A 24,259-nucleotide genomic window follows, 5' to 3' on the forward strand; every position below is an offset into this window, starting at 1 on the left:
ACTTTGTGCTGCGGTACAAGCTTGCTTGGGGCGGCCCGGCGCTGCGCTCATGCGGCCATTGCAAAGCCCGGCACAAGCCCTTGCGGGCTTTGGGTCACGGGCTGAAAACTCTCTGCGCTGGCCAGCGGCCAGTAGGTACGAAAGACATTGTGCTGCGCATCAAGCGGCCCGAGCAGCGCGCCCGGCTGCACCTGCATCACCAGGTTGCTCAACAGGCGCACCTCGGTGTCGGAGATGCGGCGCACGATGTGGTGGGCGGTGATCTGCTGCGGATGATCGAGGCCCGCGGCCTGCACCAGTTCCTGCAACGCATGCAGCGTGCTGCGATGGAAGTTGCGCACCCGGTCGGCCTTGGTCGGCACCACCAGCGCCTGCTGTCGCAGCGGGTCCTGCGTGGTCACGCCCGTGGGGCAGTGGCCGGTATGGCAGCTCTGCGCCTGGATGCAGCCCAGCGCCATCATGAAACCGCGCGCCGCGTTGCACCAGTCGGCACCCAGCGCCATCATGCGGGCCACGTCGAAGGCGGTGATCACCTTGGCGGCGCAGCCGATCTTGATGCGGTGGCGCAGGTTCACGCCGATGAGCGTGTTGTGCACGAGCAAGAGGCCTTCCTGCAGCGGTGCGCCCACGTGGTCGCTGAACTCGACCGGTGCCGCGCCCGTGCCGCCCTCGGCACCGTCGACCACGATGAAGTCGGGCGTGATGCCGGTCGCCTGCATCGCCTTGACGATGCCGAACCATTCCCAGGGATGGCCGAGGCAGAACTTGAAACCCGTCGGCTTGCCGCCCGAGAGCTCGCGCAGCTTCGCGACGAAGTGCATCATTTCAGTCGGCGTGGAGAACGCGCTGTGCGAGGAGGGCGAGATGCAGTCCACGCCCACCGGCACGCCACGCGCCGCCGCGATCTCGGGCGTGACCTTGGGGGCCGGGAGCACGCCGCCGTGGCCGGGCTTGGCGCCCTGGCTCAGCTTGATCTCGATCATCTTCACCTGCGGGTCGCGCGCGTTGGCGGTGAAGCGCTCGGCGTTGAAGGTGCCGTCGTCGTTGCGGCAGCCGAAGTAGCCCGAGCCGATTTCCCAGATCAGGTCGCCGCCATGCACCCGGTGGTGGTGCGAGATCGAGCCCTCGCCGGTGTCGTGCGCGAAGCCGCCCATCTTGGCGCCCTGGTTGAGCGCGAGGATGGCGTTGGCCGACAGTGCGCCAAAACTCATGGCCGAGATGTTGAACACGCTCGCGCTGTATGGCTGCGTACAGACCTGCGCGAGGTTCGCATCAGCCGGCTGCGACGTGCCGCCGATCACGATGCGGAAGTCGTGGTTCGCAAGCTTCGTCGGCTGCATCGAATGGTTGATCCACTCGTAGCCCGCGATGGTCACATTGAGCTGCGTGCCGAACGGCCGGTTGTCCGGCTCGCCCTTGGCGCGCTGGTAGACCAGCGAGCGCTGCGCGCGCGAGAACGGGGCTGCTTCCGAGTCGCTCTCGATGAAGTACTGCCGCATCTCGGGCCGGATGAATTCCAGCAGAAAGCGCAGGTGGCCGATGACCGGGTAGTTGCGAAGGATCGCGTGCCGCGGCTGCCGCAGGTCGTGGATGCCGGTACCTGAAAGTACCGCGAACACCGCCACGCCGATCCACGCGAGCCACAGATGCGGCGACACCAGCACGAAGGCCAGGCAGGCGACCAGCCCGACCACGCACAAGGCAAAGGCGCTGTAGCGCGCCGGAAACGGAATAATCGTGGGCATAGAAATAGATGACTCCGGGAGCCTGCTGCATCATAGAGGGCTGCCCCGAACCTGCCATGACGACTTCCCCCCCTACCCCCGAGACCCCACAGACCCCCGCCGCGCCCGCCCAGGAACCCCTCGGCCCCGACGATTTCGATGCCCTGGACACCGCGCTGGACGCCATGCGCGAGCACGATGAGGAAATCCCCCAGTGGGAGTTCTGCGAGGGCTTCATGGCCGCGCTGATCTGCACCCGCCGGCCCATCGAGCCCACCGAATACTGGCCCGTGCTGCTGGGCGACAGCTTCGTGCCGGCCCAGCACATGGAGTTCGTCTGGAACTGGAAGCGCCGCTGGCGCGAGATCGAAGAGGGCCTGGACGCCCCCGTCGAAACGCTCGACGACGAACGCAGCTGGCAGCCCGAGGTGCTCGACACCCGCGGCGCCATCGCATCGCTGCCCGAGGAAGAACGGGCCGAAGTGGCGGGCGAGGCGATCCCCTCGTTCGCCCAGGTCTGGGCGCTCGGCTTCATGTACGCGGTCGAAAACTGGCCCGAGGACTGGGCCACCCCGCGCGACAAGGACGCCGCGCAGATGCTCGACGATGCGCTCGACAACATCGTCGCGCTCACCGAAGACGACACCGCCAAGCCCACGGTGTCGATGTACAGCGACGACGGCCCGCCCAGCGTGAGCCAGCAGCGGCTGGACGACTTCGGCGCCGCCATCTGGGCGGTGTACGACCTGCGCCAACTCTGGAAGAGCCTGGGGCCGAAGGTCGAGACGATCCGCAAGGAAGCCACGCCGGGGCGCAACGATCCGTGCCCTTGCGGCAGCGGAAAGAAATACAAGAAGTGCCACGGTGCCGCCTAGCACCGGTCCGGAGAGCGCCGCGCCGCTGACGCCGCGCGCGGCCTGGGTGATGGTCCTGGCGCTCTGCGCCGGGGTCGCACTCAGCCAGGCCTTCCGCACAGTCGGCGCCATCATGGCCAGCCCGCTGCAGACGGATTTCAAGCTCTCCGCCCAAGCCCTCGGCATCTTCTCGGGGGCTTTTCATTTCGCCTTCGGTGCGATGCAGCTTTTCATGGGCATCGGCATCGACCTGCACGGCGTGCGCCGCACGGTGCTCGTGGCTTTTCCGATCGCGATCGCGGGCGCGCTGCTCTCGGCCGTGTCGTCCAGCTATCTCGTGCTGGTCGCGGGACAAGCGCTGATCGGCGTGGGCTGCGCGCCGGCCTTTCTGGTGTGCACCGTCTTCATCGCGCGGCACTTTCCGGCGGCGCGCTTCGCCACCGTGTCGGGCATGGTGCTCGCCATCGGCGGCATCGGCATGCTGGTCACCGGTACGCCACTCGCGTGGCTGGTCGAGGCGTATTCGTGGCGCGCGGGTTTCTTCGTGCTGGCGGTTGCCGCCGCGCTTGCGTGGCTCGCGATCTGGCACTGGGTGCATGAGCCCGCGTCCGCCGTGCCGCAGGTGAAAGAGTCGATTCCGGAGGCGATCCGCCAGTTCGGCGCGCTGTTCGCGATGCCGCACACGCTCGGCATCATGGTGCTCGGCGCGGTCACGTATGCCGCCTTCATCTCGCTGCGGGGCTTGTGGCTCGGGCCGCTGATGATGGAGCGCCACGGCTACTCGCTGGTGCAGAGCGGCAACGTCGCGCTCGCCGTATCAGTGATCTCGCTCGTCGGCGCGCCGCTGTTTGGGCGCCTCGACCGCGACGGCGCATCGCGCCGCCGCTGGATCGTGATCTGCGGATTGATCTATGCCGCGCTCTTCGCGCTCATCGCCGTGCTGCACTCGGCCTGGCTCGACATCTTCGGCATGGTGCTGATCGGCGTGCTCTCGGGCTTCATCGTGTGGCAGTACGCCGATGTGCGGGTGGCCTATCCGGTCACGCTCACCGGGCGCGCGATGGCTGTCTTCACGATGGCGATGTTCCTCGGCGTTGCGCTGATGCAGTGGGGCACCGGCGTCGCGGCTTCCATTGCCGCGGCGCATGGCGGCGATCCGCTCACGGCCGTGCTGGCCACCATCGCCACGCTGCTGGTGGTCGGCATCGCGGCCTTCGCGTGGTTGCCCGCGCCGAAGGCCGTGACTGTCAGATCTTGAAGGCGCGCTGAATATCGGGCCGCACGAGGTCGGCGTATTCGCGGTGCTTGCGGATATACCCCGCAATGAACTGGCACACCGGAATCACATGCAGCCCCTTCGTGCGCGCCTCGCCGAGCACGTGCTTCGCAATGCCAGAGCCCACGCCCTTGCCTTCGAATTCCGGCAGCACCTCGGTGTGCGTGAACATGATCGCGTCGGTCAGCAGGTTGTATTCGGCATAGCCCGCGAGCTTGCCGTCGATGGCGGCTTCGTAGCGGTGGGCTGCTTCGTTGGAAGTGAAAACGATGTCGTTGTTGCTCATGAGGGTTGGCTCGAAAGAAATTTGGAAAGATTGCCGGCCGCCGTGGCGCGCACCTTGTTGCGCAGCATCGGCGTCCAGCCCAGCAGGAGGCCCGGCGTGCCGAGCGCCTGGCGCGACCAGGTCCAGAACGGGAAAGTGTCGCGGTGCGTGGCGATCAGCCCCTCGGGCGTGAAGGTGAAGCGCGCGTCGACGCTGTTGTCCACCAGCCGGCCCGTGGCGCTGAAGCGGTAGTGCGCGTCCCAGTGGGCGCTGCCCGTGGTGTCGTCGGCCTGCACGTCGCGAAAGGTCAGGCGCCACACGTCCGCGCCCTTGGCCTTGGTTGCGCCGGCCAGCATGCGCCACATGCCGCCCACCTCGCGCCGCCCGTGCAGGGAAAAGGCCTCGTCGTCGAACACCGCATCGGGCGCGTAGCAGGCCTCCATGGTGGCGGCGTCGAGCTTGGCGAACGCGCTGTAGAAGCGCTCGATGGTCTGGGCGTTGGTGGCTGCTGTCATGAGGCCTTCTTGGAGTTTTCGGGGGAGGAATCTGTCAGATCGACGCCGGGATATTGCGCGCGAGGAAATCATAGACGGCGCGAATGCGCCGGTCGGTGCGGATCTCGCGGTGTACCGCAAGCCACACCGGCAGCGACGGGATCTTCAATTGCGGCAGCACGCGCTGCACCTGGCTGTCGGTGCGCGCGAGCGATTCGCTCACGAAGCCGATGCCCATGCCCTGGCGCAGCGCCTCCCAGTACGCGCCCATGTCGTCGGTGCGAAAACAGAAGTCCTCGCGCTGCAGCGGCGTGCCCAGCTGCGCGGACATGCGAACGATGGTGTCGATGCGGTCGTAGCCCAGCACGTCGTGCCGCAGCAGATCGGCCGTCTGGCGCGGCGTGCCGCGGCGGCGCAGGTAGTCGGCCTGGGCAAATGCGCCGAGCGCGAAGCGGCCGATGCGCCGCGCCACCACGGTGGCGGTGGTGGGCTCGGTCATGCGGATCGCGATGTCGGCCTCGCGCCGCAGGAGGTTGCTGACCTCGTTGGTCGACACCAGCTCGATCTGGATCTCCGGCAGCTCCTGCCGCATGCGCACCAGCAGGGCCGGCAGCATCTGGCGCGCGGTGGCCTGGCTTGCCGAGATGCGCACCGTGCCCGCGGTGGCGGCATTGGCGCCCGACACGCTGCGCGACAGCGAGACCGCGCCGCTTTCCATGGCCCGCGCCGATTCGGCCAGCCGCGCCGCCATGGCCGTGGGCCTGAGGCCCCGGCCGGTGCGCTCGAACAACACCACGCCCAGTTGGGTTTCGAGCTCGGCGATATGGCGTCCCAGCGTCGGCTGGCTCGACCCCAGTGCGCGCGAGGCGGCCAGGAGGCTCCCGTGGTCGAGCGCGGCGAGGAAGGCGCGCACCAGTCGCCAGTCGAAATCGAGGTTGCTGTCCAGGCCCACGTATTCAGTTCCGCATAGCAGGTATCAAAAGTTGACGCATTGTGAATTGAAAGGCGTCTTTCGATAATGCGGGCAATGGACGAACGAAGAAATTTTGTCCGGCTGCTGGGAGGCGGTGTGGTGGTGGCGGCAGGCGCGGTTGCTCTGGCAACCTGGTGGCTGCACTCCGACATACCGGCTGCCGCACTCGAGATATGGAACGGCCCCGGCAACGAGCCCGATGCGCGCAGGCGCGCCGTGGCCTACGCGGTCACCGCGCCCACCGCCTACAACTGCCAGCCGTGGCTGGTGGATCTGCGCGAGCCCGAAGCCATCGTTCTTTACTGCGACCGCGAGCGCCTGCTGCCCCAGACCGATCCGTACGGCCGCCAGGCGCTCATCGGCCATGGCGCCTTCATCGAGCTGCTGGTGATGGCGCTGGCGCAGCAGGGCATCCTGGCCAGCGTGCAGCTGTGGCCGCAGGGCGAATTGCCCCTGGAGCCGCGGCACTGGCCGCATGTGCCGGTGGCGCGGCTGCGGCTGGCGAGTGGCGGCGCGCCCGATCCGCTGTTCGCGCAGGTGCTGCGCCGCCGCACGCCGAAGCAGCGTTTCGACACCGCCCGGCCGGTGTCGAGCGACATGCTGCAGGGGCTCACCGCCATCGCGCCCGCGGGCGGCACGGTGCAGGCCGGCGGCACGGTCGACATGGCCCGTGTGCGGGTGCTGCGCAAGCTCTGCGCGGCGGCCGCGCGGGTGGAGATCGCCACGCCCGGCACGGCGCTGGAGAACCTGCGGATGCTCCGCGTCGGGCCGCAGGAAATCCTCGAACACCGCGACGGCTTCTCGCGCAACGATCCGGCGCTGCGCCTGGCGATCGCGCTGGGGCAGTTCGACCGCAACGTGCCCGCCTCGGAAGACAGCGAGTCGTTCAAGCAGACCTTCCAGATGTTCGAGGACCAGGCCAATACGGCGATGGGTTTTGTCTGGCTCAGCACGCGCGGCAACAGTCGCACCGACCAGATCGCCGCGGGCCGCGCCTATGTGCGCCAGCAACTGCGCGCCACCGACCTGGGCGTGGGCCTGCATCCGATGAGCCAGCCGCTCGAGGAGTTTGCGGAGATGGCGCCGCATCACGCGGCGGCGCACGACCTGCTTTTGGGTACGGAGCCGCCGCGCAACGCACGCGGCCCGACGCTGCAGATGATGTGTCGGCTCGGCTATCCGATCTCGCCGGTGCAGGCTGCGCCGCGCCGCGCGGTCGGCGATTTCATGATGGCTTGAAGAAGCGGAGCCGCGGGGCTTAGTCGCCCAGCAGCGTCACCAGCGTCTGCAGCGCGTAGTGCACCGTAGCCGCGCGCACCGTGGCGCGGTCGCCGTCGAAGCGGCGGCGCTCGGTGCGGATCTGCCCGTCGACGCACCAACCGAACCACACCGTGCCGACCGGTTTCTCGGGCGTGCCGCCCGTGGGACCAGCGATGCCGGTCACGGCGATGGCCGCGCGCGACGGGGCCGAGCGCGCAATGGCGCCGAGCGCCATGGCGCGTGCCACCGGCTCGCTGACCGCGCCGTGGGCATCGATCGACGCCGCATCGACGCCCAGCAGCTCGGTCTTCGCCGCGTTGGAGTACGTGATGAAGCCGCGCTCGAACCAAGCGCTCGAACCTGCCAGCTCGGTGCAGGCCGCGGCGATCAGGCCGCCGGTGCAGCTCTCGGCGGTAGAGAGCATCCAGCGTTTGTGCAGCAGCCGTTCGGCCACCGCCGCGACCAGCGCGGGCGTGTCCTGGTCGGGGAGCGGCGACGACAACGTCGAAGGGAAAGAAGAATCCATGGTGTTCACCAGGCGCGCCACAGGGCAATGACCAGCAGCGTGCAGAAGGCCGCCACCAGGTCGTCGAGGATGATGCCGAAGCCCGCACGCCACCAGCGGACTTGGGCGGCATCGCGCTGCTTGAACAGCCCATCGGCCCAGGCGACCGGGCCGGGCTTGGCGGCATCGAAGAAGCGGAACAGGCCGAAGGCGATGGCCTGTGCGAAGAGCCCGGCTGGCGTGACCAGCCAGAGCACGATCCAGAAGGCGACGACCTCGTCCCACACGATGGCGCCGGGGTCGGCAATGTTCATGTCGCGCGCCGTCACCGTGCAGGCCCACCAGCCGATGGGGAGCGACGCCAGGATGATCCAGCCGATGGTGGCCGGCGTGAACCACAGCTGCATCACCGCGAAGGCGACCCAGGCCCAGAGCGTGCCCACGGTGCCGGGCGCGAAGCGCGGCAGACCCGAGCCGAAGCCCAGGGCGATGGCGTGCGCCGGGTGCCCGAACAGGAAGCGCAGGGTGGGGCGGCGGATCGAGGGTTGCGGCATGGCGCCGGAAGCGGTGGCGTGAGAGGAGGAAGAAGGGGAAGCGGCTTGCATCAAGCCCGAAGTGTCGCGCATCCGGGCTCCGGGCGATCAAGGGCTCCGGCCTTTTTATCAAAGCAATAGCTTGTTTAATTGGTCTTGGACGCCTAGGATCCGGACTCCTTTCCAGTCTTTCGGGTTCGCCATGCCGCCTGCTGCTTCCTCCTCCGTCGCCGATCCTTCTTCAATCTCGCCGCCGGCCACGGCCGCCTGGGGCGAACTCTTCACCGGCCGCAACGGCTGGCGCGCGCTGGCGCTCACCGGGGGCGTCGCGCTGCATGCGGTCAACGTCCATATCGTGACCACGGTGCTGCCCTCGGTGGTGCGCGAGATCGGCGGGCTCGACTGGTATGCGTGGAGCACCACGCTCTTCGTGGTCGGCTCGATCCTCGGGGCCACGCTGTCGGTGCGTCTGCTCGCGGTGCTGGGGCCGCGCGGCGCGTGCCTTGCGGCGCTGGCCGTGTTCACCGCCGGTTCGGTGGGCTGCGCGCTCGCGCCGGCGATGCACTGGCTGCTCGCCGGACGCACGGTGCAGGGGCTGGGCGGCGGGATGCTCGCGGCGCTGAGCTACGGGCTGATCCAGCTCGTGTTCGCGCAGCGGCTGTGGCCGCGCGCGGTGGCGCTGGTGTCGGGCATGTGGGGCGTCGCCACGCTGTGCGGGCCGGCGGTGGGCGGGCTGTTCGCGCAATCGGGGCACTGGCGCTGGGCGTTCTGGTTCCTGCTGCCGGTGGCCGCGGCGCAGGCGCTGCTGGTGACGGTGCAGTTGCGTCCAGGTGCCGGCGTGCATCACGCAAGGCCGGCGAAGATGCCGGGCATTCCGGCGCTTCAGATCGGCTTGCTCGCCACCTCGGTGCTGGTGATCGCGGCGAGCGGGCTCCTGTCCGACCTCGCCCTGCAGGCAGCGGGCGTGGTGCTCGGCCTGGGTATCGGCGTCATCGCCACGCGCGTCGACCGCCAGGCCACGGTGCGGCTCCTGCCGACCGGTGCGTATGTGTTGAGCGCACCGCTGGGTGCCATCTATGCGAGCGTCGCGTTGCTGCTGATCGGCACCACGACCGAGATCTTCGTGCCGTACTTCCTGCAGTTGCTGCACGGCCATACGCCACTCGCGGCGGGCTACCTCACGGCCGCGATGGCCGGCGGCTGGAGCGCGGGCTCGCTGCTGTCGTCGGGCCGCAGCGGTGCGGGTGCCGACCGCATGCTGCGCGCCGGCCCGGTGGCCTGCACGCTGGGGCTCGTTGCGTTGGCGCTGCTGCTGCCGTTCCCGGGACATCTGGGCGCGGGCTTCGAGATCGCGCTGGTCGCTATGGCGCTCGCCGTTGTGGGCGCGGGCGTGGGCATCGGCTGGCCGCACCTCGTGACGCGCGTGCTGTCGTTGGCACCCAAGGGAGAAGAGGGGCTGGCCTCCGCCTCGATCACCACGATCCAGCTTTACGGCATGGCGGTGGGCGCCGCGGTGGCGGGGCTGGTGGCCAACGCGGCGGGCCTCACGCTGCCGGGCGGCGTCGAGGGTGCGCAGTCTGCGGCGGTGTGGCTCTTCGCGAGCTTCGCGCTCGCTCCTGCGCTGGCCGCGTGGCTGGCGTACCGCGTGGTCGCGGCACGTTCCTAGGCACGCGCTCAGGCGGCCGCGACGACGCCTTCCCAAGCCAGCGCCCGCTTGCGCTCGCGCACTCGCTTGGCATCGCCGCGCAAGATGGCGACGAAGTCATACACGTCGAACGGCAGGTGCGCACCGCGCCAGGCGACGTGCTGGTCCGCGCGGCACAGCACCAGGCGGTGGGCGTAGACCTTGGGCACCTCGGCGGTCTCGATGTCGAGCACCGTGAGCGGCATGCTGTAGCTCTGCGCGGCGCGCTCCAGCGGCCGCACGTCCACGCTGCGGTCGAAACGCAGCAGCGTGTAGCCGGGGCCGAACGCGTCGTACAGCGAGCGGCCGTCGGCCAGCCAGAAGTGCGGCGCGCGGCAGCCGGGCACGGTGGACGGCGTGAAGTCGCCCATCGAGTAGGGCGGCGCGGTGTGCTCGCCGTCCGCGATGATGATCGGCGAGCCCGTGTAGAAGTAGCCGAAGTTCAGCCCCGCGCAGCAGAACTGCTGCACGTTGAGCGCGTAGGCCTCGCTGCCGATGTCGGCGCGCAGCGCATCGCCCTCGGGGCCGGGCGCCTCGATGTTCTGCGGCACGGCGCGGCGCGCGCGGATCATCTTTTGTGCGTGGTCCATCGCGAAGTTCGACACCTGCTCGGTGATCGGCTGGCGCTCGGCCTCGTAGGCGTCCAGCATGGCCTCGTCGCCCCAGCCCTGCACGCAGGCGCCCAGCAGCCACGAGAGATTGAGCGCATCGGCGATGCCCGCGTTCATGCCGTAGCCCGCGTAGGGCACCCACAGGTGCGCCGCATCGCCCGCGAGGAACACCCGGCCTTCGCGGAAGCGGTTGGCCACGAGGCGCCGGCCGATCCAGTCTTCCTTGCTGATGACCTCGTACTGAAAATCGGGGCCCACGCCCAGGATGTCGCGCAGCGCCTGGTCGCGGTCGACCGAATCGAACTCGGGCTCCTCGGCATTCAGGTGGTTGTGCACGAGCCAGGTCTCGTGTCCGTCGATGGCGAACATCGTGCCGCAGCGGCGCGGGTTCATCGCGTAGGTCGACCACGCGGCCTTGCCGGGGATCATGTCGCGCAGCTGCGGCGCGCGGATGAAGGTCGATTGCACGCGCTGGATGACGGCCGTGCCTTCGAGCTTGGCGCCGATCTGTTTGCGCACCACGGAGCTGCCGCCGTCGCAGCCGACCATGTAGCGGCAGCGGATGCTGCGCGTGACGCCACTGTCCATTTCGATGGCGATGGCGGTCACGCCTTCCCTGTCCTGCGTGAAGCCCGCGAACTGCGTGCGGTTGAGCAACTGCACGCCCGGCAGCGCCGCCGTGTGCTTCAGGAGGATGGGCTCCAGGTAGATCTGGTTGATGCGGTGCGGCGGCTCGGGCGTGGGCCACCAGGCGTCGGGGCCTTCGGTCTCGGTGTAGCGGTCGCGTCGGCACGGAATCGGAATGCGCGTGAGCTCCGTGCCTGTCACGGTGGTGCGGAACACCACGTCGTTAGGGTAGTCGGCGGGGAGGCCCGCATCGCGCAGCTTCTGCGCCACGCCCAGGCGCCGGAACTGCTCCATGGTGCGCGAGGCCACGTGGTTGCACTTCACGTTCGGCGGTTCGGCGAAGCGGCGGGTCTCGCAGACGATCACCGAGACGCCGCGCGATGCGAGGTCCATGGCCAGCGTGAGGCCCACGGGGCCCGCGCCGATGATGAGAACGTCGGCCTTCAGTGTGGTGTCGTTCATGGTCGTTCCTGCCTGTTGTCTCTGTCTGTTTTGTTCTGTTCCGTCAGTCGAGCTTGATGTTGGCGACCTGGATCACCTTGGCCCACTTCTTCGTCTCGCTGCGGATGTAGGCCTCGAAGGCCTCGGTCGATGTCGGTGCGGGCTCCGCGCCGAGGTTGCGCATCGAGGCCTTGATCTGCTCGTCGCCGAGCGCGGCATTGAGCTCGGCGTTGAGCCGCGCCACGATCGGCGCGGGCGTGCCGGCCGGCGCCACCACGCCGAACCAGCCGGTCGAGTCGTAGCCCGGCAGGCCCGCCTCGGCCACGGTGGGCACGTCGGGCAGCATCGGCACGCGCTGTGCGCTCGTCACCCCGAAGGCGATCAGCTTGCCGGCCCGGATCTGCTGCAGCGAGGCGGGCAGGTCGACCAGCGCGAGCTGCACCTGGCCGGCGATCGCATCGAGCGCGGCCGGGCCCGAGCCGCGGTAGGGCACCTCGATCAGCTTCACGTCGGCCATCTGCGCGAAGAGCGCGGTCGAGAGGTGCATCGCGGTGCCGTTGCCGCCGTGGCCCATCGAGAGCGTGCCCGGCTTCGCCTTGGCCAGCGCGATCAGTTCGCGCAGCGTGCGCGCGCCGATGGAGGGATGCCCGACGATCACGAACGGCGTGGCGGCGACCATGCCGACCGGCTTGAAGTCCTTCACCGGGTCGAAGGGCATCTGCGGATAAAGGTTCACATTGGCGGTGAGCGCGCCGGCCGCGCCGAGGCCGAGCGTGTAGCCGTCAGCCGGTGCTTTCGCCACCAGCGTGAGGCCCACGTTGCCACCGGCGCCGGGCCGGTTGTCCACCACCACCTGCTGGCCCAGCTTCTCGTTGAGCCGCGGCACCAGCATGCGCACCACCGCGTCCGCGCTGCCGCCGGGCGGGAAAGTCACGACCATGCGAATCGGGTGGGAGGGAAAGTCGGCGGCCGGGGCCTGTGCCAGGGCGGGCCCGGCCAGGAGGGTGAAGGCCGTGGCCAGCAGCAATTGCCTGCGAAGCGGTGGCGCCTTGCGGGCGATCGATGCTGTCATGGAGGGCTCCTTGATTGTCTTTTTACTTTGTTTGGAGCCATTGAACGATGCGGAAATTCATTCGTAAATCCAGAAATTTCGTATCAAATATCAGATTGCCTTATGAATGAAAACTTCAGTCCTACGTTCAGCCCGACGATTCGCCAGCTGCGCGCGTTCCTCGCGGTGCACCAGCTGCGCAAGCTGAGCGCGGCTGCGCAAAGGCTCTTCGTCACCCAGTCGGCGGTGAGCATGCTGATCCGCCAGCTCGAGGAGGGCCTGGGCACGCGTCTGTTCGACCGCACCACGCGCTCGCTCAAGCCGACCGCGGCGGCCAACGAAATGCTGCCCGTGGCCGAGCGCATCCTGCGCGACGTCGATTCGCTTTCCACCGGTTTTCGCGAACTCACCACGCTGGAGCGCGGCCGCGTGTCGGTGGCGATCACGCCCACGCTGGCCACCTTTCTGCTGCCCGATGCGATCCGCAGCTTCAGCCAGGAGCATCCGAAAGTTCGCGTGCTGGTCAACGACTGCGCGCCCGACCAGTTCATCTCGCGCATCCTGGGCGAGCATGTGGACTTCGGCATCGGCACGCCTGAGCGGCCCGGTGCCGAAGTCGAGGTCGAGCGGCTCATGCGCGACCACCTCGCCCTGGTGTGCCGCGACGACCATCCGCTCGCCAAGGCACGTGTCGTGCGCTGGACCGACCTCGCCGGCCACCCGTTGATCACCGTGCGCGCAGGTTACGGCGTGCGGCCGCTGATCGACGGCACCGCGGCCGATGCCGGCGTGGCGCTCGACGTGGTGAACGAGGTGTCCTTTCTCTCCTCCGCGATCTGGATGACGGCCATCGGCATGGGCGCATCGATCATGCCCTCGGCCTTCGCGCGCGCTGCGAACGATCCGTCGCTGGTGGTCAAGGTGCTCAGCGCGCCGCGGGTCTCGCGCGACATCTCGCTGGTCATCAAGCGAGGACATTCGCTGTCGGTCGCGGCGCGCGCCTTCATCGAGGCGATCAAGAAATCCCTGTAGCCCTGCAGGTAGGCCGCCGGTGCAACGCAGGCGGGTGCGGCGCCTCTGAAAGCCATATGCCGGACGTATGCTTGACGGGTCATATCCACAGAGAAAACACTCCCTCCATGAAGAACATCGTTCGCCTCGGCGTCCTCGGCCTGTGCCTCGCCTTCAGCTTCATGCTCGCGGCCTGCGGCAACAAGGAGGCCGAGCAGCGCACCGCCTTCATCGAATTCCTTCAGACCCGCGTGCTCGACAAGCCGGGCCTGCGCGTGCCGTCTCCGAGCGAAGAGCAGAAGAAGTCCTTCGGCGACTACGCCCAGCACTACGCGGTGATCACCGATTTCACCGAGGGCATGAACAAGTCGGTGAGCCAGCCGATGGGCGAGGTCATGGCCAAAGGCGCGCTGCGCTCCATCGGCGACCTGGCGACCCGCCGCGACGACCTCAAGGCGGCGAAGGAAGGCCTCGCGGGCCTGCGCACCGCGCTCGACCAGCAACTGGCCAAGGCCGATGCCGCACGCGCGCAACTAAAGCAACCCGACGACCTGAAGCAGGTTTACGACAAGGCCTACGAGAAGACCGTCTCGACGCCGGCCGCCACCTTCAAGGAAGTGTTCCCCGCGCTCGACACCACCTTCGACGGCGCGTTGGCCGTGGGCGAGTTCCTGCAGCAGAACAAGTCGAAGATCCAGATCTCCGGCGCCTCGGTGACGGTGACCGATCCGGCCGTGCAGGCGGAGCTCAACAAGATGCTGCAGAACCTGAACGGCCAGTCCGCGGCGATCAACGCCGCGCAGCGCAAGATGCAGGCGGTGGTCCGCGGAAGCTGATCAGACGAAGTGGTCGAACGAGCCGAAGCGCTGCGCCACCGGCGCGCCGCTTGCGTCGGCGATGCGCAGGCCCGCTTCCGCATCGATGCGACCGATGCGCGTCACGCGCGTGGCGCTGTCCTTGCCGGCCTGCTCGACCGCTGCGCGCGCGGAGGGCGGCGCGGTGAACACCAGCTCGTAGTCGTCGCCGCCTGACAAAGCGCAGGTGCGCATCATCTCGACACTCAGCGCGGGCGTGCCCGCCGCAGCCACCGTGCCCACGGCCGCATCCACGTCGAGCGTGGCGCCCACGTTGCTCGATCCGAGGATGTGGCCCAGGTCGCCGACCAACCCGTCGCTCACATCCACCGCCGACGAGGCAATGCCGCGCAGGGCCTGCCCCAGCGCGACGCGCGGCGTGGGTTGCTCCATCCGCATGCGGGCCTCTGCGAACACCTCGGCAGGCAGCGCGATCGTGCCGCGGAACACCTCGAGCGCCAGCCGCGCATCGCCGAGCGTGCCGCTGACCCAGATGTCGTCGCCCGCCCGAGCGCCCGAACGCAGCAGCGCCGAGCCGGCCGGCACTTCGCCGAATACCGTGATGCAGATGTTGAGCGGGCCGCGTGTGGTGTCGCCACCCACGAGTTCGCAGCCGTGCTCGTCCGCGAGCGCGAAGAGGCCGCGCGAGAAGCCTTCGAGCCAGTGCTCGTCCACGCCCGGCAATGCGAGCGCGAGCGTGAAGGCCAGCGGCTTCGCGCCACAGGCCGCGAGGTCGCTGAGGTTCACCGCCAGCGCCTTGTGGCCGAGCCTTGAAGGCTCGACTGTCGATAGAAAGTGCCGGCCCTCGACCAGCATGTCGGAAGACACGGCGAGTTGCATGCCCGGTGCGGGCGCGAGCAAGGCGCAGTCGTCGCCGACGCCCAGCGGGGAGCGCTTGGCGGGGCGTTTGAAATAGCGTGTGATCAGGTCGAATTCACCCATGGGGGGAGCATAAGGGCTGTTTATTGGGAGTTCACGGAGCCTTCACAGGCAAAGCTCGGGCGCTCGGCAAAGTCCCCGATCCGAAACTTCGTGAGTCGCCAATGAAAACCCCAGCGCTTGCATATGCGGCCGCCCTTTGCAGGGCCGTGATCGTGGGAGGCGCCTGCGTGGTGCTCTTCATGTGTTCTCTTTTCTCCGAGCTCATGAGAACGAGCCTGTCGACACGCCTGCTCTATGTGACGCTGCCCACCGCCCTGTTGCTCGGCTTCTCCATCGTTTTCGCCCAATGGCATCGAGGTGCTGCACGGGTGTTCATCTGGTTGTCGGTGCCGATGTTCTACGTACCGATCGTGTTCGTGGTCTTGCTCGTGGCGCAGCCGCAGGCCTCGACTTTCGGCGCAATGGGCGTCGTTTCGCTGCTGGCACTTCTGCAAGTCGCATCACGGACGTGCAGGCGGCAATGAAAAGACTGGCGTATCTGTTCCTTGCGTGGCTCGCCTTGTGGCTCGTCCTTCCATTCGTGATCGTCTTCGGAGTCGCTGCCTCGCACCGCGACGTGGTGCTCGATCCCATCGAGCGCGACCACATCCGCGTTGCCTCGCAGTTCGTCCGGGCGTTCGCCGCCGAGCACGCACGGTTCCCGGACGGCGAGGCGTTCGGCGAGTGGATCCGAACCATGGATGAGCGCGGCTACGCGTATGGCGGAAACGGCCTCTACCTTGACACCACGTGTGCGCGAACCGGGAAGGACTTCTGTCTCGGTTTCTGGCATGGTGATCTCTGGGTGACCTACAGGTCCGATCAGTCCGACCAGAATGCCGCGAGCATCGATGGCCGGGTTTTCGACACCCTCTTCAATGCGGTCGTGTCGATTTTCTTGTTGGCGGTAGCGGCCGGTTTTTTCGTTCTTGCCCGTCGGGCGAAGCTCAAGCCGCCCCTCTGAACCTCAACGCCGCCTGCCGCACCACCTCCGCCAGCAGCCGCTCCTTCCCCTGCTTCTCCCGCAGCCATCGCGCATCGTTGCGATTGGCTTCCACGCTGGTGCGCAGTTCGCCCAGCGCCTGCGTGGCGTTGAGCGCCTCGCTGTGCCATTCGAGCTGCGTCATCGTCATCAGGATGTGGTCGCGCAGCGGCATGTGCTGGCCGCTGGCCGGGTCGACATACACCGCGTCCAGCCCGAAGCGGCAGGCCTGGAAGCGGTTGTAGGTGTAGACGAGGTAGTCGTCCTCGCTCGGCTCGAAGGGCTGCTCCTGCAGGAACCATGCGGCGAGCGACTGCACATAGCCCGCGAGCGCGGCGGCGCGTTCCACCGTGAGCGGCGTGTCGAACACGCGGATCTCGATGGTGCCGAACTCGGGCTTGGGGCGGATGTCCCAATAAAAGTCTTTCATGCTGCGCACGACGCCGGTGCGGGTCATGCGCTCGAAGTACGCCTCGAATTCCTTCCAGCTCGTGGTGAACGGCGCGCGGCCCGAAAGCGGGAACGCGAACACCGAGTTCAGGCGTGCCGAGTCGAACTGCGTGTCCTGCCCCTGCACGAACGGCGAGGAGGCCGACAGCGCGATGAAGTGCGGGATGTAGCGCGACATGCGGTGCAGCATCAACAGCGCCGCATCCGCATCGGGGCAGCCGATGTGCACGTGCTGGCCGAAGATGGTGAACTGCTTGGAGAGGTAGCCGTACAGCTCCGAGAGTTCGCGAAAGCGCGGCTTGTCGTAGATGCGCCGCTCGTGCCACTGCTGGAACGCATGCGTGCCGCCGCCGACCACCGCGATGTTGAGCTTGTCGGCGTTCTTGATGAGCGCCTCGCGGATCGGCGAGAGCTGCTTGATCACATCGGCCGCCGAGTGGCAGATGTCGGTGGAGATCTCGATCATGCTCGAGGTCATCTCGGGCACCACGCTGCCGGGCAGCGGCGTCTGCGCCATCAGGCGCAGCATGTCTTCGGCATAGGGCGCCAGGTCGTAGTCGTGCGTGTTCACGAGCTGCAGCTCGAGCTCGACGCCGAGCGACAGCGCCTCGGACTTGTTGAACGGCTCGAGCTTGACCGCGCGGCTGTCGGGGTCGGCCGCAAGCGGCGCCGAGCGCACGTCGTCGCTGTCCGGATCGATGGGGGTCTGGAGGGCGGTGCTCATCGCTGCGTGTCCTCGGTGGTGCTGAAGGCCTGGGGCGCCCAGGGCACCGAACTCTCGCCGACCGCATGGATGGCCACGGTGGCGAGCACGGCGCCCACCACTTCCATCAGCAGGATCGACGGCAGGGCGACCTGCGTGATCATGGTGCCGAGCAGCGGCGACGCGGTGGCGAAATTCGATGCGATCAAAAGGGCGATCGACGACAGCGGCGACATCGCGCAGCCGACCCAGAAGGCCTGCTTCCAGCTCGCGCCGCTGCCGGGATTGGCGATGGCCACGCCGGAGATCTTGGCGATCATGCGCACGCCGATCACGGCCAGCACCACGCTGGCCACCGGCAATGTCCAGTCGGCTTGCGCCGCCACGATGGAGACCAGCACGAACATCAGCATGGTGAGCAGCGACGCGGCGGTGCCGAGTTGCCGTTGCCACGCCCAGGGCTTGGGATTGAGGGTCTTGAGCAGCACGCCGCCGATCAGCGCGGCAAGCGGTGCCGAGCCGCCGACGTGCGCGGTGAGCGCCGCGCCGGCCGCGATGATGGCCAGCAGCAGGATCGAGGTGTTCTCGCTTGTCGGGCTCATCACGCGCAGGGCGGTGCGCAGGGCCAGCGCCATGATCGCGCCGACCACGAACGAGAGGCCGAGCACCACCGCCACCGGGTAGAGCTTCTGCAGCATCGTCTGCGGCGCGCGCTCGATCAGGCCGGCCTGCGCGTAGCCGAGCGCGAGCGCGTAGAAGGTGTTGAGCGTGGCCAGCGTCATCGCGCGTTCGGTGACGGGGCCCGCGGCGCGCGTGTCGATGATCACGCGGCTCAGCACCGCCGGCGAGGCGACGATGGCCATCAGCGCGATCGGGTTGGCCACGGGCTCGGGCAGGCCCAGCAGCGTGAGCACCCAGTACACGCCGAAGTAGGTCAGCGTGGCTTCGAGCAGGCTCTGCACCAGCACCATCGGGTTGTGGCGGAACCAGCGCAGCGGCAGCCGGCCGCCGGCCTCGAACAGCACAACGGCCACGCCCAGTTCAAGAAGGAACAGGCTGATGCCGCGCAGCGGCCAGATCGCGCCCTCGAAGCCGGCGAAGCCGACGACCGCGCCGACCAGCGAATAGCCGATCACCTTGGGCAGCCCCAGGTAGCGTTGCACCAGGTGGCCGGAGGCCGCAGCGGCCGCCAGCAGCAGCGACCACAGCACGGTGGGCAGGCCCGCCGAAGGGCGCACCCATTCGGACCAGAAGCCCAGCAGATCGTTGATGAAGCTCGTCAAATTCATGCAGGTAGAAAAAAGCTCACAGGCCGGCTGCGCCAGCGCGCCCAGATGGCGCTGCGGATGCGGGCGCGGTCACCAAGGCTCACGCTGTGCGCGCGCAGCGCGAGGCGGAATGCGAAATAGAAACTCACGCTCACATTGAGCGCGCCGATCACCGGGATCGCCGCCACCGCCCACCAGAGGGCGGGCTGCTGCAGCACCGACAGGCCCGTGGACGCCGCGGCCGCGGCAATCTGCCCGGCCGAGAGTGTCACGTGGCGCACATCCAGCCCGAGCCCGAAGAAACCCGCGAACGCGGGCAGCAGGCCCAGCATGAGTCCCAGCGAGATGTTGGAGGCGAAGCCTGAGATGTGTGTGCGCATGAAGGTGGCCCAGCGGCGAGCCCGGGCGGCACCCAGAAAGGCGCCGATGCGTGGGTTGTAACGCATGGCGGAGTCCAGGCGATGCAGGACAAAGGCGTTTTCTGTCCATCCGGCGACGATGCTGGCCGAAAACAGCAGGATGCCGGTGATTGCCGCGAAAAGCGCGGTCGGCCCGGCGAGCGAGAGCGAATTCAGCGTGGCCGCGGCATGCGCGGCGTCCAGGAGCGGCCGACCGAGCGCGTACTGCACCAGAAGCGCAAGGGCGACCATCGCCGGCACCACCACCAGCACGTTGCCCAGCACCGCCGCCACCTGCGAGCGCACGAGGTTGGCCACCTCGTCGACGAAATCGTCCACCGCGCCATCGGCCTTGATGTCGCGCAGCCGCGCCGCGAGCGCCGGCGCCGTCATCGCGGGCTGCTTGGTGGCGAGCGTCAGGTGCAGCAACTGGATCGCGACGAAGCTCGCCGCATACATCAGGCCCGAGGCGAGGCCGGCCCAGAAAGCCGACAGCGCCAGCGCGTAGATGCCGAACTTCAGCAGCACCGTCACCGCAGTGAGCGCACCGCCGCCCGCGGCCTTCTTCACCATCTGCAGGTAGCTCGCGCGGTCGCGGGTGATGTAGTGCTCGCCGGTCTCGGCGCTGCGCTCGGTCACCTTGGCCGCGAGCATCGACGAGTTCGTGGCAACGAGCGCGCGGATGCTGTTGCGCTCGCCGCCCGCGAGCACCAGCTTGCCGATGAGGCGCGCCACGCTCGGCGCGGGCGAGGGCGACATCAGGCAGTCGAGCAGTTCGCGGATGCGCAGCACGCGCTCGCGCAACTGGCGCAGCCGGAACACCAGGCCGACCGAGATGCCGTTGTCCTCCAGGTGCGTGTAGACCGACGAGGCGCTGGCGCGGCAGGCGTCGAGCCGGTCGCGGAAGGCCACGAAGGCGGCCTGCAGGGCCTCGTCGCTTTCTTCGCCTTCGGGCTGCTCGAACATCTGCTCGCGCAGTTCGTCCAGGTCGGCCATCAGCGCGTGGAAGGGGCGGTTCTCGTGGTGCTCCGCGCTGATGCGCAGGCGCAGCTCGGGCGAGAAACCCGCGGCCACCACCTGGCTGCCGCAGTAGGTGACCGCGTCCATCACGGTATGGCGCCAGCGCGGCGAGCCGTCGGTGTCCACGGTGGCATCGGCCAGCAGCGCGCCGATGCGGGCGAGCTGGGTGTCATCGAGCAGCGCGATCCAACCCGCGTCGAACACGCCGGGCAGCACCATGCGGAACAGGTCCGAGGCATCGGTGGTCTCGGGCGTGCCGGGCAGGATCTTCCGGCGCAGCCGTTCGCTCAGCTCGCTCACGAACGCGGTGCGCGGCGCGAAGCCGTAGTCGGCCAGGAGCGTGGTCAGGTCCACCGATTGCGTGAACACGCGCCACCAGGCGCGCAGCCGCTCGCGCAACTCGGGCCGCGCCTCGACGGCATCGAGCAGCAGCGACACCCGGCCCATGGCCGCTTGCGGCGAGGCGCGGTCGCCGCGCAGCCAGTCGAAAAGATTGATGAGCCAGATGTGGCGCTGCGCCACATCGGCCGTAGGGTCGAGGCCGGCAAGCAGCCCCTGCAAGTCGCGCGATGCTGCAGCCATGGTGAAAGGAAAGGAGAGGAGAGGAAAGTCAGCGCGGGAACACCGCGGAACCGGCTTCGCCGGGCCGCTGGTGCTGCCCCCGGCGAGGGGGCAAGAAGAGGCGATACGAAGTGTGCGAAGCCCGGGGCGTGCCTAGTGCAGCACCCGCGAAACGGGTGCACCGCCGATGTCGGCTTCGAGCACGAACATGGGAACCGGCACATCGAAGCGCTCGCCTTCCTCGGTCACCACGAAGAAGCTGCCGTGCATCGTGCCGCTCGCCGCCTGAAGCCGGCAGCCGCTCGTGTAGCGGAACGATTCGCCGGGCGCCAGCAGCGGCTGCTGGCCGATCACACCCAGGCCCTTCACTTCCTGCGGGTGGCCCGAGGCGTCGTTGATGAGCCAGTGGCGCGCGATCAGTTGCGCGCCCACCGTGCCCACGTTGGTGATGGTGATCGTGTAGGAGAAGGTGTAGACGTCGTCCTTCGGGGAGGACTGGTCGGCCAGGTAACGCGGTTCGACCTGGACGCTGAAGGGGCTGTGTGACATGGGGCGGATGGTAACGGAGGCCTTTCCTCGGACTTCCGCTCGCTGCGAGAATCCGGGGTTATGAGCACCCCGTTCCGCATCGCCCCCTCCATCCTTTCCGCCGATTTCGCGCACCTCGGCCAGGAACTGACCGACGTGATCGCCGCTGGCGCCGACTGGATCCACTTCGACGTGATGGACAACCACTACGTGCCGAACCTGACCTTCGGCCCGATGATCTGCCAGGCGCTCAAGCCCTACGCCAAGACGGCGGACGGCACCCCGGTGCCCATCGACGTGCACCTGATGATCCAGCCGGTCGACGCCCTGGCGGCCTCTTTTGCGCAAGCGGGCGCCGACTACATCAGCTTCCACCCCGACGCGTCGCCCCATGTGCACCGCAGCATCCAGGCCATCAAGGCCGCGGGCTGCAAGGCGGGGCTGGTGTTCAACCCGGGGCTGGGGCTCGAAGCGCTGGACTGGGCCATCGACGACATCGACCTCATCCTGATCATGAGCGTGAACCCCGGCTTCGGCGGCCAGAGCTTCATCGACTCGGCGCTGCGCAAGATCGAACTCGCGCGCAAGCGCATCGAGCAAAGCAGGCGCGACATCCGCCTCGAAGTGGACGGCGGCATCAAGGCCGACAACATCGCGCGCGTGGCCTCGGCCGGTGCCGACACCTTCGTGGCCGGCAGCGCGATCTTCAATGCCAAGGACTACGGCGCGGTGATCGGCGAGATGCGCAAGAACCTGGCCGGCGTCAGCGCTTGACCTTGTCGTTGTAGACGCGGTCGGCCTCAGGCCCGCGGTCGGTGTCGACCACGCCGCGTTCCACGTCGTCGTGCGCCTGGCGGCCTACCTTGGTGGGTTTACCGTCCTGGGTCTGCTGGCTGTCCGAGGACTGGTCTCGCTCGTGCGGCAGGCGCGGCGCCGATTCGCCGCCCTGCTCGACCTTGGTCTTGCCGCCGCCCGCGTCCGTCGACGGGTCTTTCGGGTCGGTGGGCCGGGTCTTGCTGGTCTTGGCTTGGGTCATGCGGTGGCTCCTTCGTGCGTTGCCTTGCAGCGTGCCCCGCACGGCGCGCCGCGGCGGTAGGACATGCAAGGCAGGCCCTGTAGGTGGCCGCTCGGGCGCTATGAAACGGATAGCGGCTTTGCGCCGGCGGACGGGCCTCCGCAATAATCCCCGCATGTCTTCCGATCCTTTTGCCGGCGTGGCGACCGACAGCCTGCGCATCCACACCTTCGCCTCGCTCCAACCCGGTCCGCGCCTTCTCGTGATCGGCGGCGTGCACGGCAACGAGACCTGCGGCACCGCGGGCATCGAGCGCATCCTGGCCGAGTTCGATGCCGGCACGCTGCAGTTGCAGCGTGGCGAGCTGACGCTGGTGCCCGTGGCCAACCCGCTCGCGCGCCGGCGCCTGCAGCGCGAAGGCGAGCGCAACCTCAACCGCCTGTTCCGCCCGACCGACGAACCTGCCGACTACGAAGCCCGCATCACCAACCGCCTCGCGCCGGTCATCGCGCGCCACGAGGTGCTGCTCGACCTGCACTCCTTCCAGAGCGAGGGCGAGGCCTTCGCGATGATCGGCCCGCGCGACAACACCGGCACGCTGGAGCCCTTCGCCCGCTCGTACGAAGAGGGCCAGCTCGCGCTGCACATCGGCACGCCGATCGTGGTGGAAGGCTGGCTCGACATCTACGCCGCCGGCCTCGCGCAGCGCGCCGGCGGCGCGCCGGCCGACGAGGCCGCGCTCGACTTCGGCCGCGGCACCAACGAATACATCCGCAGCTGCGGCGGCTACGGCGTCACGCTCGAATGCGGCCAGCACGACGACCCCCAGGCGCCCGAGGTGGCGTGGCGCGCCATCCGCCGCACGCTCGCGCTGCTCGGCATGGCCGCCTTGCCGCCCGGGCTCTCGGGCGCGCCGGCGCAGCCGCCGAAGCTGCTGCGCCTGGCCAGCGTGACCGACCGCCTGCATGAAGAAGACAGCTTCGTGCGCGACTGGGCCACCTTCGACGAGGTGCGGCGCGGCGAGCCCATCGGCATGCGCCATGACGGCACGATGCTGAACGCGCCGGACGACGGCTTCATCGTGTTCCCCAATGCGCTCGCGCTGCCGGGCACCGAGTGGTTCTACTTCGCACACCCGAGCGAGCGCGTCCTCGGGCCGGTGACCGGCACGGCCTGAGGCCGCGTTCCTACACCGCGCGGCCCGGGGCGCGGCACACATTCCGAACCTGAAGGAGTGTGCCCATGCCCGTCTCGAAGAAAGCCCCCGCGCCGCGCGTCCTGTGGAAGGGCGCGATCAGCTTCGGCCTCGTCCACATCCCGGTGGCGCTCTATTCGGCCACCACCGACCACGGCATCGACTTCGACTGGCTCGACAAGCGCAGCATGGACCCGGTCGGCTACAAGCGCATCAACAAGAAGACCGGCAAGGAAATCACGCGCGAGAACATCGTCAAGGGCGTGGAGTACGAGGACGGCGAGTACGTGGTGCTCAGCGACAAGGAGATCGCGGCCGCCTACCCCAAGACCACGCAGACCATCGAGATCGAGACCTTCGTGCCCGCGAACGGCATTCCGTTCGTGTACCTGGAGCGGCCCTATTACGTGGCGCCGATCAACAAGGGCGCGAAGGTCTACGCGCTGCTGCGCGAGACGCTGCAGCGCAGCGAGCGCGTGGGCGTGGCGCGCGTCGTGATCCAGACCAAGCAGCACCTCGCGGTGCTGGTGCCCGTCGGCCCCGGCCTCGTGCTGAACCTGCTGCGCTGGGGCGCCGACATCCGCCCGTGGAACGACCTGCCGCTGCCGTCCGAAGATGCGAAGAAGGCGGGGCTCACCGACCGCGAGCTCAAGATGGCCCAGCAGCTCGTGGAGGACATGAGCGGCGAGTGGGACCCAATGGAATACAAGGACGAGTTCAAGGACGAGATCCTGCGGCTGATCGATCGCAAGGTGAAGGCAGGCCAGACCGAGACGGTGACGCAGCCCGATCCCGAAGAGGGCCAGTCCACCGAGGGCAAGGGCGCCAAGATCATCGACCTCACCGAGTTGCTGCAGCGCAGCCTGCGCAGCAAGGGCAGCAAGGGCGGCAAGACGAAGGCCGTGGCCAACGAGGAGGACGAGGACGACGACAAAGAAGGCGACGCGCCCGCGCCTCGCGCCAAGCCGTCGGCCAAGAAGCGCAAGCCCGCCGCAAAGGCCGCTTCGAAAACGGCCCCGAAGACCGCAACTCGCCATCGCCGCGCAGCCTGAGGT

At 68.4% G+C, this 24,259-nt stretch carries 25 protein-coding genes; 11 read left to right on the top strand and 14 right to left on the bottom strand.

Going from position 1 to position 24,259, the window contains the following annotated elements:
- Positions 1 to 47: 47 nt before the first annotated feature.
- Positions 48 to 1,745, bottom strand: coding sequence for an FMN-binding glutamate synthase family protein (locus QFZ83_RS31320; protein ID WP_307512246.1), 1,698 nt, complete (start codon positions 1,743 to 1,745; stop codon positions 48 to 50).
- 56 nt (positions 1,746 to 1,801) lie between these two features.
- On the opposite strand from QFZ83_RS31320, the gene QFZ83_RS31325 reads away from it, so the two are divergent.
- Complete coding sequence (locus QFZ83_RS31325) at positions 1,802 to 2,599, top strand: UPF0149 family protein (protein WP_307512247.1); 798 nt, start codon at positions 1,802 to 1,804, stop codon at positions 2,597 to 2,599.
- Between the two features lie 49 nt (positions 2,600 to 2,648).
- On the top strand, positions 2,649 to 3,836 hold the full coding sequence (locus QFZ83_RS31330) for an MFS transporter (protein ID WP_307512848.1): 1,188 nt from the start codon (positions 2,649 to 2,651) through the stop codon (positions 3,834 to 3,836).
- Here the strand turns inward: QFZ83_RS31330 and QFZ83_RS31335 are convergent.
- Genes QFZ83_RS31335 through QFZ83_RS31345 form a run of 3 tightly spaced genes read right to left on the bottom strand, consistent with a single transcriptional unit; the run spans position 3,826 to position 5,565 of the window.
- Positions 3,826 to 4,140: a GNAT family N-acetyltransferase gene (locus QFZ83_RS31335; protein ID WP_013538979.1), complete on the bottom strand. Its 315-nt coding sequence runs from the start codon at positions 4,138 to 4,140 to the stop codon at positions 3,826 to 3,828. The two genes, QFZ83_RS31330 and QFZ83_RS31335, sit on opposite strands and share 11 nt — an antisense overlap.
- Entirely contained in the window at positions 4,137 to 4,634 is a 498-nt protein-coding gene (locus QFZ83_RS31340; RefSeq protein ID WP_306881898.1) for a nuclear transport factor 2 family protein, read from the bottom strand. Before QFZ83_RS31340 ends, QFZ83_RS31335 begins: the two co-directional genes overlap by 4 nt.
- Before the next feature lie 34 nt (positions 4,635 to 4,668).
- Positions 4,669 to 5,565, bottom strand: coding sequence for a LysR family transcriptional regulator (locus QFZ83_RS31345; protein WP_307512249.1), 897 nt, complete (start codon positions 5,563 to 5,565; stop codon positions 4,669 to 4,671).
- Positions 5,566 to 5,640: 75 nt separating this feature from the next.
- Between QFZ83_RS31345 and QFZ83_RS31350 the strand changes: the two genes are divergently transcribed.
- Positions 5,641 to 6,825 carry a twin-arginine translocation pathway signal protein gene (locus QFZ83_RS31350; RefSeq protein ID WP_307512251.1) on the top strand — a complete coding sequence of 395 codons (1,185 nt, stop codon included), beginning with the start codon at positions 5,641 to 5,643 and terminating at the stop codon, positions 6,823 to 6,825.
- A 19-nt stretch (positions 6,826 to 6,844) separates the two neighbouring features.
- On the opposite strand, the gene QFZ83_RS31355 is transcribed toward QFZ83_RS31350, so the two are convergent.
- Both QFZ83_RS31355 and QFZ83_RS31360 read right to left on the bottom strand, forming a co-directional pair.
- The gene (locus QFZ83_RS31355; RefSeq protein ID WP_307512253.1) at positions 6,845 to 7,372 is read right to left on the bottom strand and encodes a CinA family protein; all 528 of its coding nucleotides are present in this window, start codon (positions 7,370 to 7,372) and stop codon (positions 6,845 to 6,847) included.
- Positions 7,373 to 7,377: 5 nt separating this feature from the next.
- Positions 7,378 to 7,905, bottom strand: a complete 528-nt coding sequence (locus tag QFZ83_RS31360) for a phosphatidylglycerophosphatase A (RefSeq protein ID WP_307512255.1) — start codon at positions 7,903 to 7,905, stop codon at positions 7,378 to 7,380.
- A 181-nt stretch (positions 7,906 to 8,086) separates the two neighbouring features.
- Between QFZ83_RS31360 and QFZ83_RS31365 the strand changes: the two genes are divergently transcribed.
- The gene (locus tag QFZ83_RS31365) at positions 8,087 to 9,550 is read left to right on the top strand and encodes an MFS transporter (protein WP_307512257.1); all 1,464 of its coding nucleotides are present in this window, start codon (positions 8,087 to 8,089) and stop codon (positions 9,548 to 9,550) included.
- Between the two features lie 8 nt (positions 9,551 to 9,558).
- Here QFZ83_RS31365 and QFZ83_RS31370 read toward each other — a convergent pair whose 3' ends face one another.
- On the bottom strand, positions 9,559 to 11,268 hold the full coding sequence (locus QFZ83_RS31370) for an FAD-dependent oxidoreductase (RefSeq protein ID WP_307512260.1): 1,710 nt from the start codon (positions 11,266 to 11,268) through the stop codon (positions 9,559 to 9,561).
- A 43-nt stretch (positions 11,269 to 11,311) separates the two neighbouring features.
- Complete coding sequence (locus QFZ83_RS31375) at positions 11,312 to 12,319, bottom strand: tripartite tricarboxylate transporter substrate binding protein (RefSeq protein WP_307512262.1); 1,008 nt, start codon at positions 12,317 to 12,319, stop codon at positions 11,312 to 11,314.
- Between the two features lie 102 nt (positions 12,320 to 12,421).
- Here QFZ83_RS31375 and QFZ83_RS31380 point away from each other — a divergent pair, with 102 nt between their 5' ends.
- Entirely contained in the window at positions 12,422 to 13,330 is a 909-nt protein-coding gene (locus QFZ83_RS31380) for a LysR family transcriptional regulator (protein ID WP_307512265.1), read from the top strand.
- A 107-nt stretch (positions 13,331 to 13,437) separates the two neighbouring features.
- A complete protein-coding gene (locus tag QFZ83_RS31385) occupies positions 13,438 to 14,145 on the top strand; it encodes a DUF3053 domain-containing protein (protein WP_307512267.1) in 708 nt (235 codons plus the stop codon).
- Here the strand turns inward: QFZ83_RS31385 and thiL are convergent, their stop codons facing one another.
- Positions 14,146 to 15,105: a thiamine-phosphate kinase gene (gene thiL, locus QFZ83_RS31390; protein ID WP_307512269.1), complete on the bottom strand. Its 960-nt coding sequence runs from the start codon at positions 15,103 to 15,105 to the stop codon at positions 14,146 to 14,148. It lies immediately after the preceding gene.
- A gap of 101 nt (positions 15,106 to 15,206) precedes the next feature.
- Between thiL and QFZ83_RS31395 the strand changes: the two genes are divergently transcribed.
- Both QFZ83_RS31395 and QFZ83_RS31400 read left to right on the top strand, forming a co-directional pair.
- The gene (locus QFZ83_RS31395; RefSeq protein ID WP_307512271.1) at positions 15,207 to 15,569 is read left to right on the top strand and encodes a hypothetical protein; all 363 of its coding nucleotides are present in this window, start codon (positions 15,207 to 15,209) and stop codon (positions 15,567 to 15,569) included.
- Positions 15,566 to 16,048: a hypothetical protein gene (locus QFZ83_RS31400; protein WP_307512274.1), complete on the top strand. Its 483-nt coding sequence runs from the start codon at positions 15,566 to 15,568 to the stop codon at positions 16,046 to 16,048. Before QFZ83_RS31395 ends, QFZ83_RS31400 begins: the two co-directional genes overlap by 4 nt.
- Here QFZ83_RS31400 and QFZ83_RS31405 read toward each other — a convergent pair.
- The 4 genes from QFZ83_RS31405 to apaG form a co-directional block, all read right to left on the bottom strand.
- Positions 16,032 to 17,240 (bottom strand): YbdK family carboxylate-amine ligase, encoded by a 1,209-nt coding sequence (locus tag QFZ83_RS31405; RefSeq protein ID WP_013538991.1) that lies wholly within the window; start codon positions 17,238 to 17,240, stop codon positions 16,032 to 16,034. The two genes, QFZ83_RS31400 and QFZ83_RS31405, sit on opposite strands and share 17 nt — an antisense overlap.
- Entirely contained in the window at positions 17,237 to 18,508 is a 1,272-nt protein-coding gene (locus tag QFZ83_RS31410; protein ID WP_306881888.1) for a cation:proton antiporter, read from the bottom strand. Before QFZ83_RS31410 ends, QFZ83_RS31405 begins: the two co-directional genes overlap by 4 nt.
- Positions 18,505 to 20,487 (bottom strand): site-specific recombinase, encoded by a 1,983-nt coding sequence (locus QFZ83_RS31415; protein ID WP_307512275.1) that lies wholly within the window; start codon positions 20,485 to 20,487, stop codon positions 18,505 to 18,507. Before QFZ83_RS31415 ends, QFZ83_RS31410 begins: the two co-directional genes overlap by 4 nt.
- 132 nt (positions 20,488 to 20,619) lie before the next feature.
- Positions 20,620 to 21,015 (bottom strand): Co2+/Mg2+ efflux protein ApaG, encoded by a 396-nt coding sequence (gene apaG, locus QFZ83_RS31420; protein ID WP_013538994.1) that lies wholly within the window; start codon positions 21,013 to 21,015, stop codon positions 20,620 to 20,622.
- Between the two features lie 60 nt (positions 21,016 to 21,075).
- Between apaG and rpe the strand changes: the two genes are divergently transcribed.
- Complete coding sequence (rpe, locus tag QFZ83_RS31425; RefSeq protein ID WP_307512276.1) at positions 21,076 to 21,768, top strand: ribulose-phosphate 3-epimerase; 693 nt, start codon at positions 21,076 to 21,078, stop codon at positions 21,766 to 21,768.
- Here rpe and QFZ83_RS31430 read toward each other — a convergent pair.
- The gene (locus QFZ83_RS31430; RefSeq protein WP_307512278.1) at positions 21,758 to 22,030 is read right to left on the bottom strand and encodes a hypothetical protein; all 273 of its coding nucleotides are present in this window, start codon (positions 22,028 to 22,030) and stop codon (positions 21,758 to 21,760) included. The two genes, rpe and QFZ83_RS31430, sit on opposite strands and share 11 nt — an antisense overlap.
- A 154-nt stretch (positions 22,031 to 22,184) precedes the next feature.
- Between QFZ83_RS31430 and QFZ83_RS31435 the strand changes: the two genes are divergently transcribed.
- Positions 22,185 to 23,186 (top strand): succinylglutamate desuccinylase/aspartoacylase family protein, encoded by a 1,002-nt coding sequence (locus tag QFZ83_RS31435; RefSeq protein ID WP_307512280.1) that lies wholly within the window; start codon positions 22,185 to 22,187, stop codon positions 23,184 to 23,186.
- A 65-nt stretch (positions 23,187 to 23,251) separates the two neighbouring features.
- On the top strand, positions 23,252 to 24,256 hold the full coding sequence (locus tag QFZ83_RS31440; protein WP_307512281.1) for a Ku protein: 1,005 nt from the start codon (positions 23,252 to 23,254) through the stop codon (positions 24,254 to 24,256).
- Positions 24,257 to 24,259 lie beyond the last annotated feature (3 nt).

Source organism: Variovorax sp. W1I1, assembly GCF_030815625.1.
Classification (GTDB): Bacteria; Pseudomonadota; Gammaproteobacteria; order Burkholderiales; family Burkholderiaceae_C; genus Variovorax; species Variovorax paradoxus_C.